At 52.3% G+C, this 17,087-nt stretch carries 13 protein-coding genes and 1 riboswitch; of the genes, 9 read left to right on the top strand and 4 right to left on the bottom strand.

The genetic code is table 11. The annotated features are described in order from the left end of the window. Window positions 1-5 precede the first annotated feature (5 nt). A riboswitch (cobalamin riboswitch) is annotated at window positions 6-234 on the bottom strand. A gap of 148 nt (window positions 235-382) precedes the next feature. From zigA to AD948_RS07655, 3 genes are all read left to right on the top strand, one after another. Continuing rightward, window positions 383-1,597, top strand: a complete 1,215-nt coding sequence (gene zigA / locus AD948_RS07665; RefSeq protein ID WP_061471382.1) for a zinc metallochaperone GTPase ZigA — start codon at window positions 383-385, stop codon at window positions 1,595-1,597. Window positions 1,598-1,608: 11 nt separating this feature from the next. Further along, a complete protein-coding gene (locus tag AD948_RS07660) occupies window positions 1,609-2,061 on the top strand; it encodes a DUF6525 family protein (protein ID WP_061471404.1) in 453 nt (150 codons plus the stop codon). A 103-nt stretch (window positions 2,062-2,164) separates the two neighbouring features. Beyond that, window positions 2,165-3,688: an adenosine deaminase family protein gene (locus tag AD948_RS07655; RefSeq protein WP_061471381.1), complete on the top strand. Its 1,524-nt coding sequence runs from the start codon at window positions 2,165-2,167 to the stop codon at window positions 3,686-3,688. An 84-nt stretch (window positions 3,689-3,772) separates the two neighbouring features. On the opposite strand, the gene AD948_RS07650 is transcribed toward AD948_RS07655, so the two are convergent. Continuing rightward, a complete protein-coding gene (locus AD948_RS07650; RefSeq protein ID WP_061471380.1) occupies window positions 3,773-5,851 on the bottom strand; it encodes a phosphocholine-specific phospholipase C in 2,079 nt (692 codons plus the stop codon). A 66-nt stretch (window positions 5,852-5,917) separates the two neighbouring features. After that, entirely contained in the window at window positions 5,918-8,344 is a 2,427-nt protein-coding gene (locus tag AD948_RS07645; protein WP_082782363.1) for a TonB-dependent receptor, read from the bottom strand. 316 nt (window positions 8,345-8,660) lie between these two features. On the opposite strand from AD948_RS07645, the gene AD948_RS07640 reads away from it, so the two are divergent. The 5 genes from AD948_RS07640 (at window position 8,661) to AD948_RS07620 (ending at window position 13,120) form a co-directional block, all read left to right on the top strand. Then, window positions 8,661-9,560: a S1/P1 nuclease gene (locus AD948_RS07640; RefSeq protein WP_061471379.1), complete on the top strand. Its 900-nt coding sequence runs from the start codon at window positions 8,661-8,663 to the stop codon at window positions 9,558-9,560. Window positions 9,561-9,747: 187 nt separating this feature from the next. Then, entirely contained in the window at window positions 9,748-10,122 is a 375-nt protein-coding gene (locus AD948_RS07635) for a hypothetical protein (RefSeq protein ID WP_061471378.1), read from the top strand. A gap of 78 nt (window positions 10,123-10,200) precedes the next feature. Continuing rightward, on the top strand, window positions 10,201-11,994 hold the full coding sequence (locus AD948_RS07630; protein ID WP_061471377.1) for a copper resistance system multicopper oxidase: 1,794 nt from the start codon (window positions 10,201-10,203) through the stop codon (window positions 11,992-11,994). Next, window positions 11,991-12,770, top strand: coding sequence for a copper resistance protein B (locus tag AD948_RS07625; RefSeq protein WP_061471376.1), 780 nt, complete (start codon window positions 11,991-11,993; stop codon window positions 12,768-12,770). Before AD948_RS07630 ends, AD948_RS07625 begins: the two co-directional genes overlap by 4 nt. Before the next feature lie 29 nt (window positions 12,771-12,799). After that, window positions 12,800-13,120, top strand: coding sequence for a hypothetical protein (locus AD948_RS07620; protein WP_061471375.1), 321 nt, complete (start codon window positions 12,800-12,802; stop codon window positions 13,118-13,120). A 37-nt stretch (window positions 13,121-13,157) separates the two neighbouring features. Here AD948_RS07620 and AD948_RS07615 read toward each other — a convergent pair whose 3' ends face one another. Next, window positions 13,158-13,505 (bottom strand): metal-sensitive transcriptional regulator, encoded by a 348-nt coding sequence (locus AD948_RS07615; protein ID WP_156478982.1) that lies wholly within the window; start codon window positions 13,503-13,505, stop codon window positions 13,158-13,160. Between the two features lie 462 nt (window positions 13,506-13,967). On the opposite strand from AD948_RS07615, the gene AD948_RS07610 reads away from it, so the two are divergent. Further along, window positions 13,968-16,346 carry a heavy metal translocating P-type ATPase gene (locus AD948_RS07610; RefSeq protein ID WP_061471374.1) on the top strand — a complete coding sequence of 793 codons (2,379 nt, stop codon included), beginning with the start codon at window positions 13,968-13,970 and terminating at the stop codon, window positions 16,344-16,346. Window positions 16,347-16,757: 411 nt separating this feature from the next. Here AD948_RS07610 and AD948_RS18155 read toward each other — a convergent pair whose 3' ends face one another. Further along, window positions 16,758-16,991 carry a hypothetical protein gene (locus tag AD948_RS18155; protein WP_061471373.1) on the bottom strand — a complete coding sequence of 78 codons (234 nt, stop codon included), beginning with the start codon at window positions 16,989-16,991 and terminating at the stop codon, window positions 16,758-16,760. Window positions 16,992-17,087: the final 96 nt, after the last annotated feature.

Raw genomic sequence — 17,087 nt, 5'->3', positions numbered from 1 at the left:
CCCGTCTGCGACCCCAGCTGATGGCAGGTTTCCTGGCTTGCGGTAGTCCACTCTGCCCAAGCCTTCCCAGGAGAACCTCCCAGTGGCCTGACTTACCAGCCAGTAGGCGCAGAGCATGCCGCTTACAGTTGCGGGGACAGCCCGGGCCTTGATGGCCACGCAACGCGGCACCGCACCCGGTTCCCTTTTACATCGCTCCCCAACGGAGAGAGAACCATCAAGCCGGGTTGATGCCGCCAAAACGCGCAGAGTGTCAAGAAAACAGCGCTTCCTTCCCCATGCAGCACCAACATTGCAGACGATTGAACGATCAGGATGCGTTATGTTATACTATAACATATAAAGCAGACCACGCCTCTTTCAGCTTCAGGGAGCCCCCTCCATGCCCGCATTGCTGCCCGTTACCGTTCTTTCCGGCTTTCTTGGAGCCGGAAAGACAACAGTGCTGAACCACATTCTCAATAACCGGGAAGGCCGCAAGGTGGCCGTTATTGTGAATGACATGAGCGAAGTGAATATTGACGCTGATCTTGTGCGAGAAGGCGGAGGCGGTCTTTCCCGCACCGATGAAAAACTGGTGGAAATGACCAATGGCTGCATTTGCTGCACCCTGCGGGATGATCTTTTGCAGGAGGTTCATCGGCTGGCATCGGAGGGGAAATTTGATTATCTGCTGATTGAATCCACTGGCATTGCAGAACCCCTGCCCGTTGCTGCAACATTTGAATTTCGGGATGAAGATGGCAACAGCCTGAGCGACAGCGCAAGGCTTGATACTATGGTAACAGTGGTGGACGCCGTAAACCTGCTCAAGGATTATGCCTCCACCGATTTCCTGAAAGACAGAGGAGAAACAGCGGGCGAGGAAGATGATCGCGCGCTGGTGGATCTGCTGGTTGAACAGATTGAATTTGCCGATGTTGTGGTGATCAACAAGGTCTCCACCGCCACACCGGAACAGGTAGAGGCAGCACGCCAGATTGTACTGGCCCTGAACCCTGATGCCGATGTGATTGAGACGGACATGGGCAAGGTTCCCCTTGAGCGTGTTCTGAACACAGGCCGATTTGATTATGAGAAAGCACACCAGCATCCGCTCTGGTTCAAGGAACTCTACGGCTTTCAGGACCATACCCCAGAGACCGAGGAATACGGCATCCGCAGTTTTGTCTACCGTGCGCGCAGACCATTCGAACCCGCAAAATTCAAGCATTTTCTGGATGCCAACTGGCCAGGTGTGGTGCGGGCCAAAGGGCATTTCTGGCTGGCCACGCGCCCTGACTGGGTAGGAGAACTGGGGCAGGCTGGGGCATTGGTGCGTAATCAGGCCATCGGGTTATGGTGGGCGGCCATCCCCAAAAGTCAGTGGCCCGATACAGACCAGTGGCGCGACTTCGTGCTGAGCAAATGGGACCCTGTGTTTGGAGACCGGCGACAGGAAATTGTGTTCATTGGCACGCAGGACATGGACGAAAGCGCGCTACGCGCTGCTTTGGACGACTGCTTGATACCTGAAGACGGTGCTCCCCGCTTTGAGCCCGAACGCTATGCGCACCTGCCAGACCCTTTTCCCATCTGGAAGCGTGAAGCGGCATGATGGGCAAAGGCATGTCCGCTTATCAGCCTTGGTTGTCCACACCCAGCCAGCGCCCTCATCAGCAGCCCCCTCCATCAAACGAGCGGACGGTGCGTCATGAAATCTGGCAACGTCATGAGGGAGACGAGTGGTCTGCTTTTGAACAACTGCCACCGTCCATTCGCCAGAGGCTAAGGGAACATGCGTATGATGCGTGGTCCGTCAATGCGCTGATTCTGTGGCGGCATTATAAACGGGTGCATGGCCCCACGCGCAGAGCCGAAAGAGCACTGATCCGGTATCTGGACTATTGCGAACGGTTGGAGCGGGAAGCCTTTGCCACGCGTTATCATAGCTCTTATGGCACCCCTCTGCCGCATGATGCCGCTGTTGCCAGTATTCTCCGCTATACCCCGGCCAATCAGCCTTCTCTCTGCGTAAACAAGCCCCGGAGGACAAGCTCAGGGCAACACGGTCCCGCATGAATTTGAAAGACGGTCTGACTTCTGTATAAATCCGATATTGGAGTGGAATGATTTCTGTTACCCAGCAATGATAAACCACGTCTTTCCCGGATGGTGTTCCTGTATGTTTGTTCGTGCTCTGCTTCTGGCCTCTGCCATTCTGACAACACCGTTTTCCCTTTGTCAGGCAGCCACACCAGACGAGCAGAAAACGGCGCATATTTTCAGCACCCTGCAATCAGACCCCGTGCGGCTACCTGTGTTCATGCGCCAGTTCCCCAAAGGGGCTGACCTGCATAACCATCTGGTTGGAGCCATTTATGCGGAAAGTTATCTGAAGTGGGCCGCACAGGATGGGCTCTGCATTTCGGTGGAGCAGGGAACCATCCTGCCCCGAGCCTGCGCCGCCACCCCGGCTAAAGGAGAATGGCCTGCCACGGCGCTTCTGGCGAATGAAGCTGCCGAAAACCGTATGATTGATGCCCTCTCCATGCGGGATTTTGTGCCCACGGCCAATGATCGCTCCGGCCATGACCATTTCTTTGCCACCTTCGCCGGCTTTGGGCCTGCTGCTGACAAACACGCAGGAGACAGTCTGGCCGAGGCGCTTGATCGAGCCGCGCAGGATCATATCACCTACGTAGAACTAATGATCTCACCCGGACTGGGCAGTATGATTGCCAGCGGAAACGCCCACCCCTTGCATGATGAGAATTATGCTGACGCCATGCAGGCGCTTAAGGCAGACCTGCCCGCGCTGGTTGCCACGGCACGCCATGAAACTGACGACATGGAACAGCAGGCCCAGCATGTGTTGCAATGTGGCACGCCACAAGCGCACCCAGGCTGCAAGGTGGCCGTGCATTATCTTTACCAGACCCTCCGCATCGTGGCGCCTTCGGCTGTGTTTGCGCAACTTTATGCTGGATACGAAATTGCCCATACTGACCCACGGTTTGTCGGCGTCAATTTTGTTTGCCCGGAAGATGATCCTGTTTCCATGCGCGATTATGACCAGCATATGCGCATGTTTCAGGCCCTCAATAGCGTGTATCCTGATGTCAAACTAAGCCTGCATGCTGGTGAGCTGACGCCGGGCCTTGTACCGCCGGAGGGCCTGACCCACCATATCCGCTCCGCTGTAGAGATAGCAGGAGCACGCCGTATCGGGCACGGGGTGGACATCATGTGGGAAAATGATGCTACCGGCCTGCTGAAAGAAATGGCTCAGAAAAAAATCATGGTGGAAATCAACCTGACCAGCAACGATGTTATTCTAAACATCAAAGGCAAGGCGCATCCTTTTGCATTGTATCGGCGGGCCGGTGTTCCTGTCGCTCTTTCCACCGATGATGAAGGGGTATCACGGGGAGACCTGACCCAGGAATATCTGCGGGCCGCTACAACTTGGCCGTTGAGCTATCAGGATATGAAGCAACTTTCCCGCAATGGGTTGGAGTATGCGTTCATTCCGGGCGCAAGCTTGTGGCATGATGGGAAAATCCTTCCTGCCTGCCAGACGCCTGACACATCAGAATGCCGCGCTTTCCTTGGCAAAAATGAAAAAGCCCGTCTGCAAATGGCGCTGGAGAACAATTTCAAACAGTTTGAGGCTGAAACCGCCCATAATCCGCTTCTTGCTGATTAAAAAAATAGGCCGCACCAGAATACCCAGTGCGACCTGAAATAATGAGGACAGATGAGTTCTTCAACTCTCTGTCCGGACTTTCAGTTACTGCAGAATAGGAGCCCCCAAAGCCGGATCGGTCCGGCTGGGTTTTCCGGTTTCAACGTGGCCAGCAAACCGGCTTTCCGTTTTGGGTTCCGACGCGACACGCACGCTAATATCATACCAGTGGTCACTATGGGCAAGCGCAAGTGCTTTATGCGCCACCCCATTCGCTGGCACCGTTACGCTCTGCTGCGGTTGGCCATAAGCCTTATCATGCAGATGCAGTATGTGCTGATGGGCCGTCCGATTGGCAAATGTCATCAACAGCTCACCAGTCTGCGGATTGTCCTGAGCCGTTACAAGCACTGATGTCCGGCTTGGGCGATGGAAATACCGTGCGAAACCGTTAGGCCCAATAACGGTAAGATGCAGTTCATACCCTTCGGCCTGACGCCACTCATCCTGAAGGGATGCCCCAGCCCCCACCGTGTAACGACGCGGCTTTTCACTGGTTTTTTCTTGATAAACGTAGAAACACGCACCTACTGTTCCATGGTTTTCAAACTGAAGCGTCACGCTTCCCTGCGGACCATTCACCTCATTAACCGCCAGAACATAGGGGAGCGGCCGAGCGGGCCGAGCACCTGCTTCCTGTTCCCCAATATCAGACAGATTACTTTGCATCGGCACGGCCGGGTCAGGCAGTTTGCACGACTGGTCAACCTGTTGCTTGTAATCTGCCGTATCAGGCAGGCCGTTCTTAAGGCCCTGCTTTCGTGAAAAATCAAATGCGCTGGTCAGATCACCGCAAATGGAGCGCCGCCATGGTGTGATATTCTCTTCACGCACACCGAAACGGGCTTCAATAAACCGCAGGACAGACGTGTGATCAAACACTTCTGAACACACAAAGCCACCTGCGCTCCAGGGTGACAGCGCCAGCATGGGAACGCGCGGCCCCAAACCGTACGGCAGCATATCCGCCGTATAACGCTTGGGTTCATAGGGTGTAATCCGGTCATGGATTTCACCGCGCGTATCCACGGTGCTTTTACCGGGCAACACGGGTGTTGGCGGCTGCGGCGGAGGCACGTGATCAAAATACCCGTCATTTTCATCATACATGACAAGCAGAACAGTCTTGGCCCACACTTGCGGGTTTGCTGTCAAAGCATTCAGCACCCGGGCAATATATGTTGCACCATATCCCGGCGTCCAGCGTGGGTGCTCGGAATAAGCCGCAGGGGGCAACAGCCAGGAAACCTGGGGCAGACGATCCGCCATTACATCCTGCCGTAGATCATCCAGCGTTCGCTTTGTCATGGCACGCTGATGCAGAGGAGACCCTTCCGGTGCTTCCACATAATTACGGAAATTCATCAGCACATTGGTGCCAAAATTTCCGTTTTCCACATCAGAAGGAGAAAGGCCCTGTTGGTAGACCTGCCAACTGACACCGGCAGCTTCAAGGCGTTCGGGATAGGTTGTCCAGTTGAACGGGCCGGGCACCTCCGGATAAAAGGCGCGATCTACCCAGTCCACATTATCCAGAACCGGGCCACCGCCCACGCCCTCGGCATCGACCGTTCCTGTCATGAGGTAAAAACGGTTCGGGTGCGTTTGGGTCGGGGTTGAGCAGAAATAATGGTCACAAACGGTAAAGGCATCGGCCAGCGCGTAATGATATGGAATATCATCCCGCGTGTAATACCCCATTGTCATGTCGGTTTTATGCCGGGGCCACTGATCATTCCATCCGGCATTGATGGCCGCGTGGGTTGGTGTCCAGTTATGATCAAGATCAAGCACGCACTGCGCACTTGTTACATGGGTGCGTAACTGGAAGGGCATGATCCGCCCTTCCCCCGCCTGTTTGCGCCATTGAGACCACACAGGCGTCCCGTCCGGGGAACGGACGGGATGACGGTCCCCCACGCCACGCACACCATTCAGATGGCCGAAATAATGGTCAAAGGAGCGGTTTTCCTGCATGAGCACCACAATGTGCTCCACATCTTCAAGCGTGCCACTCCGACGCTCCGCCGGAATGGCCAACGCCCGATTGATGGACGCCAGAAGGCCTGCCGTTATTAACCCACCGCCACTTTTCAACAGCCCTCTACGTCCGATAACCGGCATGGTTTTCCTCTCAGTCAATACAAGGCCGTTACAATAGCCCGTTTGAGAGACCCAGACCAGTTCTCCTTAGAAATCACTACTTATGGTTGCAATCGCGGCAAAAGGTGACGCAATTTTATAAGTGGCCGATTTTCCACCAATCGTATTCCCGAAGATACCCGTTGCAGTTTTTGCATTGACCTGAGTGGCATTAATCCAGCCCAGATAACGCTCGTTAGAGATATTCTGCAGGTTCAGGCGAATGGTCGGGCTTTTGAAAATACCCATCTTTGGCAGACGGTAGCCCACATTGACGTTCATCCGCACATATCCCGGAATGTGCTCATCATTCATGAATGTAGAATACTGCTTGGCCACATATTTCAGGTTGAACCCTACAAACCGGTGTCCATCATCATAATCCAGACCAAACCCAACCTGATATGCCGGAGCCTGGGGCGCTACTTTACCTTTGGTATGCATATAATCTGTTACCGCGCCAGAAGAGACCGGCAGGTTACTATCACTCACAGCATGCAGATATTCAAAGGAGACATAAGGACGAATATGATAGATGGGCCGCGTGCCGATTTCCGCATCAACACCATCTGAATGTTCGCCACCGCCGTTGATATTGGTTGTCCAATACTGGCCGTTATCGTTGGTAATGGTTTGCGTAAACAGGCGGTTTGTAAAGTTATAATGGAAATAGGTAATGGAACTGGAGATCAGGTCGCCCTGGTAACGCCAACCAGCCTCTTCCGAAATGGAGATTTCAGGCCGCTGATCAGGGTTGGCTTTTGTTGAATAACCCGACCCAGCTACATAAGAACCTGAATCATACAATGCATAGTTCTGTGGCATACGATAATTTGTTGCGACAGACACAAAAACCTGATTGTGGGTATCGATCTTGTAACGGACCGCAGCCGTTGGCAGAGCCTGGTAGTAGTTTGTATTGACGTATTTCTGACCAACATCAGGCAGATAGTTCGTGCCCCGCCGCTTCACGATGGAATATTTCAGGCCCGCGTCAAGTGTCAGCTTTCCATGCAGGAGAGAAAGGCTATCCCCAATAAAGGGCGTATGCACTTCCGTCTGGGTCAGCGTATTACGATACTGAGCTTTCTCGCCATTACTGAGAATAACGTTATTGCTGTCGCCCCACATGCTCAAGGGCGTGCCATCACTGCTCACTTCGCTATAAGGTGCAGTCTGGCGCTGCTTGGAATACTCGAACCAGTACCCCACCATCAAACGGTTGATGCCCGCTGTCCATGTCAGCTTGGTGGTCGCACCCGGACGATAGGTTTCCGTCAGGGACGGATTATACAACATAACCTTTCCCGTAGGTGTTTCCCCGTTTATGGAACCAGGCAGTGTCTGGCTGCCATAAGACATTTTGGTCATGTCTGTTGAATAACCACCACCACCGTTTCCGTAACCATACCAGAAATAGGGGGTTTCGGTCAGCACCAGATGGTCGGTCAGCTTGAACGTGGATGGCATGGACGCATAGATGTTTGTGAACGGATTGGGGCGCAGCTTGTAATAATTGCTGTCCCCTTTCACATAATGGCGTTCATAAACGGTGTTTGCCGGATCTCCTGATTTCAGACCGCTGCTGCCTACCGGGTTATCAAAACCGATACCCCACCGATCCCAGCTTGCCTTTGTCACGCTCGGGTAAGCATTGTTTTTCAGAGAGTTACCTACAACAGCGAGAGAAATACGGTTTCCATCCCCCCAGTCGTTCACAATCTTCATTTCGCCGTGTTTTTTGTTTTCCCAACCGGGACCGCGCCAGTGGTCCTGACGCCCCTGCGAGTAGGAAAAATAAGCGCGTAGATTGGTATTTCCAATGTAACCCGTATCAAACCGGGCAAACCCGCGGGTGGCGTTGTAGGACCCGTAGGTCATGTCCACATGCCCACCCATGACCTTCTTGGGGTCAATCATATACATATCAACCACGCCACCAGACGCGCTGATGTGTGGGCTATCAAGATCAGCCGATCCCTGTGCCAGCCGAACAGTTTTCAGGTTTTCTGCGTCAACAATTTCCTGCGGATAGACAGCAAAATTCCCGATATCATTGATTGGAAACCCTTCCAGCGTAAAGCCCATCTGGGAATCCGTCAGGCCACGGACAGACATGTTGCCGCCTGTCATACCCAAAGGATCACTGTCAGAAACGTTGGCGCCCGGCAGAAGCTGAACCAACTGCATGGGGTTCAGGGCCGGGTTCTGTTTTGCAATGTAATCACGGGTAACAGCAGAAACAGATTTGGGAGAATCCGTTGGTGTCATCAGCCCCCCACCAAACGCCCTGCCTGTATCACCATCCCCCAGATCACGCGTATGGCCGCGCACTTCCACATTTTCATCGGTAGGAGACGTTTGCCCCAGCATGGTTGGAAGAGGCTGGGCCTGCTCATCCGACTTGGCCGCCTGAGCCGGGCGCTGTTTGTGTGTAACACCCGCTGCCTTCTTTTCAGACACCGTGTCAGCCATTGCAACGAGAGGTGACGACAGAACAGTCGAACAGATCAGGCAAGCGAAAACTGAAAAGTGCCGCTGGGGAAACATCAAATCCTACTTTCATCAAGGAAATATGGGGGAACCTGCGGCACAGTTTATTCAGTTATTTTTCTAATAGAAGACATTCATAATAATTTCATATTCTTTCTGATACATATTGCCCCAGTTTTTTCACAAAATGTTATTCCGTTTTTAAGTCAAAACGGTTTGGGGATTTTCTTATGGCTGTCCTCCTCAAAAGCCACTACATTTTGGGCGACATAAAACAATTACAGAAAAGTAACATTTCATGACAATACGGATTGGTTCGCTCTCGTTGGCCGCAAGCGTAATGCTTGGGCTGGCCACCACCAGCACACAGGCTCTTGCCTGGGGCCGGGAAGGCCATCAGGTTGTCGCCGCACTTGCCTGGGACTACCTGACGCCTGAGGCCCGCAACACCATCAACCTTATCCTCCGTCAGGACAAAGACACCCTGACCTCGCCGGATTTTATGTCCCGCTCTACATGGGCCGATGCCTGGCGTGCAGCAGGACACAAGGAAACCGGAGAATGGCATTTTGTTGATATTGAGCTAGACCACCCAGATCTGGCCCAGGCGTGTTATAACTTTCCGACACAGGATGGACCTGCCAGCAAGGGACCAGCCAAGGACTGCATTGTAAACAAGATTCCTCAATTTGAGAAAGAATTGGCAGATCCTAAAACGCCACCTGCAGAACGCATTCTAGCGCTAAAATATGTTGTGCATTTTGTGGGCGATCTGCACCAGCCTTTGCATGCGTCTGATAACCATGACAAAGGCGGAAACTGTGTCCGCGTTGCCCTTGGCGGCCCCCGCACCACAAACCTCCATTCTTACTGGGACACCGCTTTGGTGTCTGAACTTGATCCCGATCCGAACAGTCTGGCGAACAAGCTCTTCACGCAGATTACATATGATGACAAGCAGAAGTGGCAGCAGGGCACGCCCGCAGACTGGGCACAGGAAAGTTTCTCGTTCGCCCAGAAATATGCATACCAACTGGATAGCCAACCCGGCTGTTCACAGGATAGCGCTCCGATCACGCTGCCCCCGGGATATGATGCAGCCGCCCAAACCGTGGTACGGGAACAGCTTATGAAGGCGGGTGTTCGTCTCGCTTATGTCCTGAACACAGCTCTCACTCCCTCTTCAGCCAAACCCTGAGGATAGACAAGGCGCACCATCTCTCCCCGTATCAACGCATGAGAACGGGGAGACTGTTCTGTGCCGCGTATTGAGGCCCGTATAAGCGGCGTCTGCCCCACTCAGACATAAAAGCTTTTCCAGTATGCCCCCCATGGGTATAATCGTCACAATGTTCGTGGTGACTGCATAAGGAAAGGAGCGCTGGATGGTCAGAATATATGGCCGGACCATTATCGGTCTGCTTGCGTGCCTACTCATGCAGATTGGATTGATTACCGGCGCGTCTCCCGTTCAGGCACAAAGCCACGAAGCGCGGACAATGATGGTTTCCTGTCATGACAAAGCGAAAATGCAGTGTCATGGCGCGCATCACGCCCTGCATGCCGTGGCAGTCCACCACCATGAAAAATGTTGTGATGTGCATGCGGCATCGTCAGACATTCCTCCTCCGGCCGCACCTGTCATGGTTGCATATGCCCCTGTGATCAGCAGCCAGCCTTTTCTTGTCTCCAGATCTAACGGATTTGTAGGAGCAGATCGGCTTCCCCTCCTTCCACCACCCAAAATCAGCACATTCTGACTGCCCGATATGTGAAACGTGTCCTGATGTCCTGACGGACAGAAAGGGCGTTCTCTATTTTCAGTTCGGATTTTGCTAATGTCCATTTCGTTTCCTCAACGGAGTGGGTTGACACGTCGTCGGTTTATCAATGGGTTGGGGGCAGGATGTGTGGCGGCAGCGTTGCCACATCCGGCTTCTGCCATGGCAAGCGCGTCTGGCATTGTGCCTGCGCAGGCCTCCTCCCTATGGAACCTGACGGTCGATCACACCCGTATAAGCCTTGATAACAAGAGCCTGAACGCCCCCTGTATTGGTGGGAGTGTTCCCGGTCCCATTCTGCGCTGGCAACAGGGAGATACTGTTTCCATCTCTGTTGAGAATAGACTCAGGCATGAAGATACCTCCATTCATTGGCACGGCGTCCGTGTGCCGTCTGATATGGATGGTGTGCCGGGGTTAAGCTTTGCCGGCATCAAGCCGGGAGACACATTTACCTATCGGTTCCGTGTGCATCAGAGTGGGACCTACTGGTATCACAGTCATTCCGGCATGCAGGAAGCGCAGGGGTTATACGGGGCGATTGTTATTGATCCTGTTCACCCTGACCCGAACCAGTGTGACCGAGATTACGTGATTGTGCTGTCTGAATGGACGGATGTGTCCCCTATGGACATGATCAGTAATCTCAAGATGCAGGATGACTATTACACGTTCAGGCAACGCACAGCGGCCTCTTTCCCCAAGGAAGCTCGGGAAGCAGGGAATGCATGGACGGCTCTTAAGGATCGCCTTGCCTGGTCCCGCATGCGGATGGCCGTAACTGATATCTCGGATGTAAGCGGCGTTATTTATACCTATCTCCTGAACGGCCATGCACCGGACATGAACTGGAATGGTCTCTTTCGCCCGGGTGAAAGGGTCCGGCTTCGCTTCATCAATGCGTCTTCCATGACCTTGTTTGATGTGCGTATTCCTGGTCTGGAAATGCTGATCGTGCAGGCGGACGGGAACGACGTGGAGCCTGTGCCGGTTGATGAATTCCGCATTGGTGTGGCGGAAACCTATGATGTAATTATACGCCCGCAGGACGAGCGGCCCTATACCATTTTTGCTCAGAGTGAAGACCGCACGGGCTATGCACGCGGCACTCTCGCGCCGCGCCAAGGCATGATCGGCACCATTCCCCCCATGGACCCACGACCTGTTCGCACCATGATCGACATGGGCATGGGGACCATGAAACCCGGTGAGACTATGGATGATATGTCCATGCCCGGGCACGATATGCCCACAATGGATATGCCAGAAATGAGCGCTGACCATACGGAGCATATGCACCATATGGGCCCCATGGCCATGCCACCGATGGAAGTGGATGATCCCGGTCTGCCCCCGTTGAATGTGGAAAACCAGAATGTGGCCGTCATGCCGGTTGACCGGTTAGGCAGCCCCGGGGATGGGCTGGAAGATAACGGTCGGCGTGTTCTGAATTACAAACAGTTGCGGGCAACCCGGCCCGGTGCTGATCCACGCCCACCAACGCGTGAAATTATCCTGCATCTCACCGGCAACATGGAGCGCTACATCTGGGGCTTCAATGGTCGCAAATATTCAGAATCCGGCCCTATTCGTTTGAAAAAAGGAGAACGTGTCCGCTTCACGCTGATTAACGACACGATGATGGAGCATCCCATTCATCTCCATGGATTGTGGAGTGAGCTGGAAAATGGACAAGGAGAATTTCGTCCCTACAAGCACACCATTATTGCACAACCCGGTTCCCGCCTGAGCTATCTGGTCACGGCGGACGTTGCCGGAACGTGGGCGTACCACTGCCACCTTATGCTGCATATGGATCTGGGCATGTTTCGCACGGTGATTGTGGAATGAAACAGATTTTACCACTTGCGGCCCTTTTGGTCATCCCCTTGGCAAACGCCACACCCGCATGGGCCGTGCAAACAACCGACCATGCTGCCGATGCACCGTCTGACACACCCGTGGTGTCTGTTGGCCATATTTCTCCCGTCATGGATCAAGGCCGTTATTTCCACGGTATTCTCGATGAATTTGAAGGCCGTTATGCTGCGTCTGGAACGGATTTCCGTTGGGACGGAGAGGCCTGGTATGGCTCAGATTACAATAAGCTCTGGCTGAAGACAGAAGGTACTCTGGAACGCGGTCGCCTGCATGATGGAGACCATGAACTTCTGTATAGCCGTGCCATTTCCCCCTATTTTGATATTCAGGGCGGCGTGCGGGCAGACATAGATGATGGACCAACACGCACATGGGGCGCATTAGGCATTCAGGGGCTTGCCCTTTATCAATTTGAAGTTCAGGCAACAGCATATGTCAGTGATCGCGGACGTTTTGCCGCCCGCTTTGAGGGATCTTACGATTTTCTATTAACCAATCGCCTGATTTTGCAGCCTCAGGCAGAACTGAATCTTTACACCAAATCCGATACCGGAAGACAGGTTGGAGCAGGTCTATCAGATGTTGATACCGGCTTACGGCTTCGATACGAACTCTGGCGTAAATTTGCCCCTTACATCGCCTTTACATACGCGGGTTATCTTACACAGGCCCGCAGAATTGCCCACGACCACGGAGAAGAAACCGGGTCCTTAAGACTAACTGTTGGCATAAGAAGCTGGTTCTAATCCCTTACTTTCATCAGGAATATCTTGCCATGTCTCCTCTTTATGTTGGTTTTCTTGCTTTCTTTTTCATAAATGTTGCGCATGCAGAACCGCGGAACAAAGTAGGCATCAGCACTCCGCTATCACAAGCGAACACGCCCGATATCTATAAAAAACCACAACAACAAGGAAAAATGATACACCTTACGATGGATCAACAAATGGCGTTGTGCGCCAAGATTGAGACTTTGCAAAAGCAGGGAAAATCTCTACCACCCGAAATGCAGCAGGAAGAAGCAGCCTGCCAGAAAATGGACATGGGGCAGCCTTCGTCTGCCTTACCCCAGCCATTAGAGACTTTGGAGCGGTAGGGATATCTGAAACCGTTTGGTAGAGAATATTCCAATATTATCGTATCATTTTTCGAATAACACCCAGAAGTTCTTCTATTGCTTCGGCTCCGTCATCTTCTTTTACAGCCTTCCTGACACAGCCATTGGCATGGGCGGATAAAATCTGAATTGCAACACCATCAAGAGCCGACTTGACCGCAGAGATCTGCATCAGAATATCTACGCAGTAACGGTCATCTTCCACCATACTCAGAACGCCACCAATCTGGCCTTCTATTCTACGCAAACGGTTAACAAGAGCCTTTTTACCCGGCTGTTGCACGCGCTTGTCCGGCAGGCTCTCCGAAGAAGAACATGCTTCGCACTCTACTGAAGAAGCTGATGTCTGAGGGGCTCTTCCCATGGATTTTCCATTCTGTTGCCGCATATTTGTAACAGATTGCGTCTGCTAATCTATCAGAATATCCACGCCTTTAATAATATAGACTACCTAAAGGATCACCATACAGATCTGACGCCCAGAACTGACTGGTCAATGTGGTCGGAACTTCATAACAATCACCTTGAGAATATGCCCTTACGGGAGGGCCGAAAAGCCCTCTTTCCCTAACCGAATGACGACCATAACTCCCTGATATTTCAATAAGCGTAAAATCTGGAGGGTGGTTTCGAACCCTCCACTTCACCGCACAGACACCCCGTTCCAAGAGAGAGAATGAAAAAGCGTTCCTCTGTTTTCTCTGTGTCAAAAGGAAAAGGAAGTTAGTCGCGGTGCGGACTCTCCTCTAGCCAGAAGTGAGAACTAGAGATAAACTCAAAAATACGGGTGAGGGGTATATTTCCACCAAGGCGTTCTTAAGGAGCGATGATCGTGTCAGACGCTATCAATTTTTCCGTTGGAGGCATGACATGCGCAGCCTGCTCTGCCCGTATTGAAAAAATTCTGAACCGTTTTGAAGGGGTAAAAGCCACCGTCAACCTGGCTTCTGAGAGAGTGCAGATCCTGCTTGATGGATCAGCCCCACCCGTCGATACGATTATCGATGCGGTCCGCAAAGCAGGCTTCACGGTAGACGAAAACAGCCTGATCCTTTCCCTTTCCGGCATGACCTGCGCCGTCTGCGCCACCCGCATTGAAAAAATTCTCAACAGACTCCCAGCAACACGTGCAACTGTTAACTTTGCGACAGAGCAAGCTCATATTGAATTTGTTCCCGGTGTTATCGAACCAGAAAATTTTGTGGCGGCCATTGAAAAAGCAGGCTATGGCGCACATCCTTTACAAGAAGAAAAGCCCGAAAGCCTGCGCACAAAGCGCGAAGAATTATGGCGCAAAGAGCGCAATCACTTTCTGTTAACGGCTTTTTTCGCCATTCCATTCCTCGTTCAGATGGTCAGCATGTTTTTCAGCCATGCTGGCATGATGCCCGGATGGATACAGCTTTTGCTGGCCACCCCGGTGCAATTTTTCTGTGGCGGACGGTTTTACAAACAAGCCTGGAACGCACTCCGTGGCGGAGCCGCCAACATGGATGTGCTGATTGTTTTAGGCACAAGCATCGCTTATTTCTTCAGTGCTGTTGTGGTGTTATTCCAACTGAATCAGCCGCTTTATTTTGAAGCCAGTGTTTCCATTATTACACTGATTTCTCTTGGAAAATTAATGGAAATGCGTGCCAGACGTCAAACTGGTGCAGGACTAGAAAGTCTGTTGCAGCTTCAACCACAAATAGCACATGTGGAAAGCAATGGTGCGATCTCTGACCGTCCTGTGGCCGATGTCTCTGTTGGTGATATCTTTCTGGTTCGTCCCGGTGAAACTGTCCCTGTTGACGGAACAGTTCTTGACGGCACATCAGAAGTAGATGAAGCCATGCTCACAGGGGAGAGTGTGCCTGTCTTAAAGCAGAAAGCTGACCAGGTTTTTGGCGGCACCATGAATACTAATGGTCTACTGCGGGTAAAAGCTACAGGAGTTGGCGCGAATACGGCTCTGGCGCATATTGTCAAAATGGTTGAGCAGGCACAGGGCTCCAAGGCAAGCGTCCAGAGGCTGGCAGACAAGGTTTCCGGAATTTTTGTACCTGCAATTGTTCTCGTTGCAGCCACAACATTTCTGGTTGGTTGGGCTATAACAGGCAGTGCGACATGGAGCCTGGTTTCTGCAGTATCGGTGCTTGTTATTGCATGCCCCTGCTCTTTGGGGCTGGCAACGCCTACAGCCATTATGGTCGGTACAGGACTAGGAGCACGGGCCGGCATTTTGTTTCGGAATGCAGATGCGCTTGAACAGGCACAGAAGTTGACCACTTTGATTGTTGATAAAACAGGCACTTTAACAAAGGGAAAACCAACAGTCTCTGATGTGATACCCGCAGTCGGCATTAAGCAAGATGCTCTGCTTTCAGTGGCATCTACATTGGAAGCAGGATCTGAACACCCTCTTGCACGTGCGATTGTAGACTACGCAGTTGCAAAAGGGATGAAAACTCAATCTGTAAATAGCTTCAAAGCCATTCCAGGCAAAGGTGTTACAGGTCAGATTGATGGCGTTTCCGCTTTTCTTGGGTCGCCAATTTTCCTGAAAGATAACGGTTTTTTAGAAACGGATAGTATCAGTTCTGATCTGGAACAGAATGGGAAAACCGTTGTTGGCGTAGGAAAAGGAGAACAGTTTCTCGGCTTTATCGCCTTGTCTGACACTCTTCGTCCAGATGCCGTTTCAACCATTCAGGCTCTAAAAAAAGCTGGTATTAGCGTTATTATGCTAACAGGCGATAACGAACGTACCGCCAGGGTAGTCGCGCAGCAGGTTGGGATAAATGATTACATTGCGGGTGTATTGCCAGCCAACAAGGCAGACACCGTAAAAAAATATCGCGCCACAGGAGAGTGTGTCGGCATGGTCGGAGATGGCATTAACGATGCTCCAGCACTCGCGGCCGCGGATGTTAGCTTCGCTATTGGCGCAGGAGCAGATATTGCGCGAGATACGGCAGATATCATTTTGATGAAGAGCGATCTGACCAGCGTGCTTGATGCAATTTCACTTTCACATGCAACACTTTCCAAGATCAGACAAAATCTTTTCTTTGCGTTTATTTATAATATTTTGGGCGTACCTCTCGCGGCCTTTGGTCTACTCAGCCCCATTGTCGCAGGCGCAGCCATGGCCATGAGTTCCGTGTCAGTCGTAAGCAATGCCCTGCTTCTCAACTCATGGAAACCGCACCCTCGCCCTTAAATATCTTTTCCTCTCAGCCAGATTACCACATAGACCTTATTGTAAGGACACGGTGGTATTGGAGTGTTTTACCTTCGGTACACGCCCTATCATAACCCCATCGACTGCAGAAACTGCGCTTTGTAGAGACTATTTGACAAAGCGTTTCCATAAAAACCGTCCCTTACCGGCCAGAGACAATAAACAGCTAATGAAATGTCGTTGCCTTTCTAAAGCTCCCCATTTTTCACGGATTGAGGTCTCCCAAGCCATATCTTCAGCCGCCCGTTCACTACGCGAGATTTTGTTGCCCACGTGCCCCCTGCGCGTGCATCTGGAACGCAGAAAGCCGCCCATGGGGCGGCGGCTGAGTATTTGTTTTTAAATGGATTTCGTATGGTTGCGGGGGTATGCAAGCACCGACTTCCACATTCACTTCAGGCAGCAATATAAGTCAGAGATATCAGTCTCTTGGACTCCCGTCGACTCTTCCAGCATCGCGCCGACGTCGCCCGCCACTATGCCGACCTTGCCGTCGCGGCGAGCAACATGGGCAACGGTTTTCCGACGCCCGACGGTTATATCGCAGCCATCGCCGCCGCCCACGACTTTGCAGTCGCCTTGCGCGACACCAGCGCTTTCAAAGGTGGCAGGGGTTCCGCTCATCGACCCATGGATGGCCGGACGCTGAAGATCCGAACTTCGCCAATAACGCGTTTTCGGAATTAGGTTTCAATCTTTAGGCTCAGGACCCATTGATTT

Source organism: Acetobacter senegalensis, assembly GCF_001580995.1.
Classification (GTDB): Bacteria; Pseudomonadota; Alphaproteobacteria; order Acetobacterales; family Acetobacteraceae; genus Acetobacter; species Acetobacter senegalensis.
The sequence above is the reverse complement of the archived record's forward strand: the minus strand, read 5'-3'. Positions and strand labels throughout refer to the sequence as shown.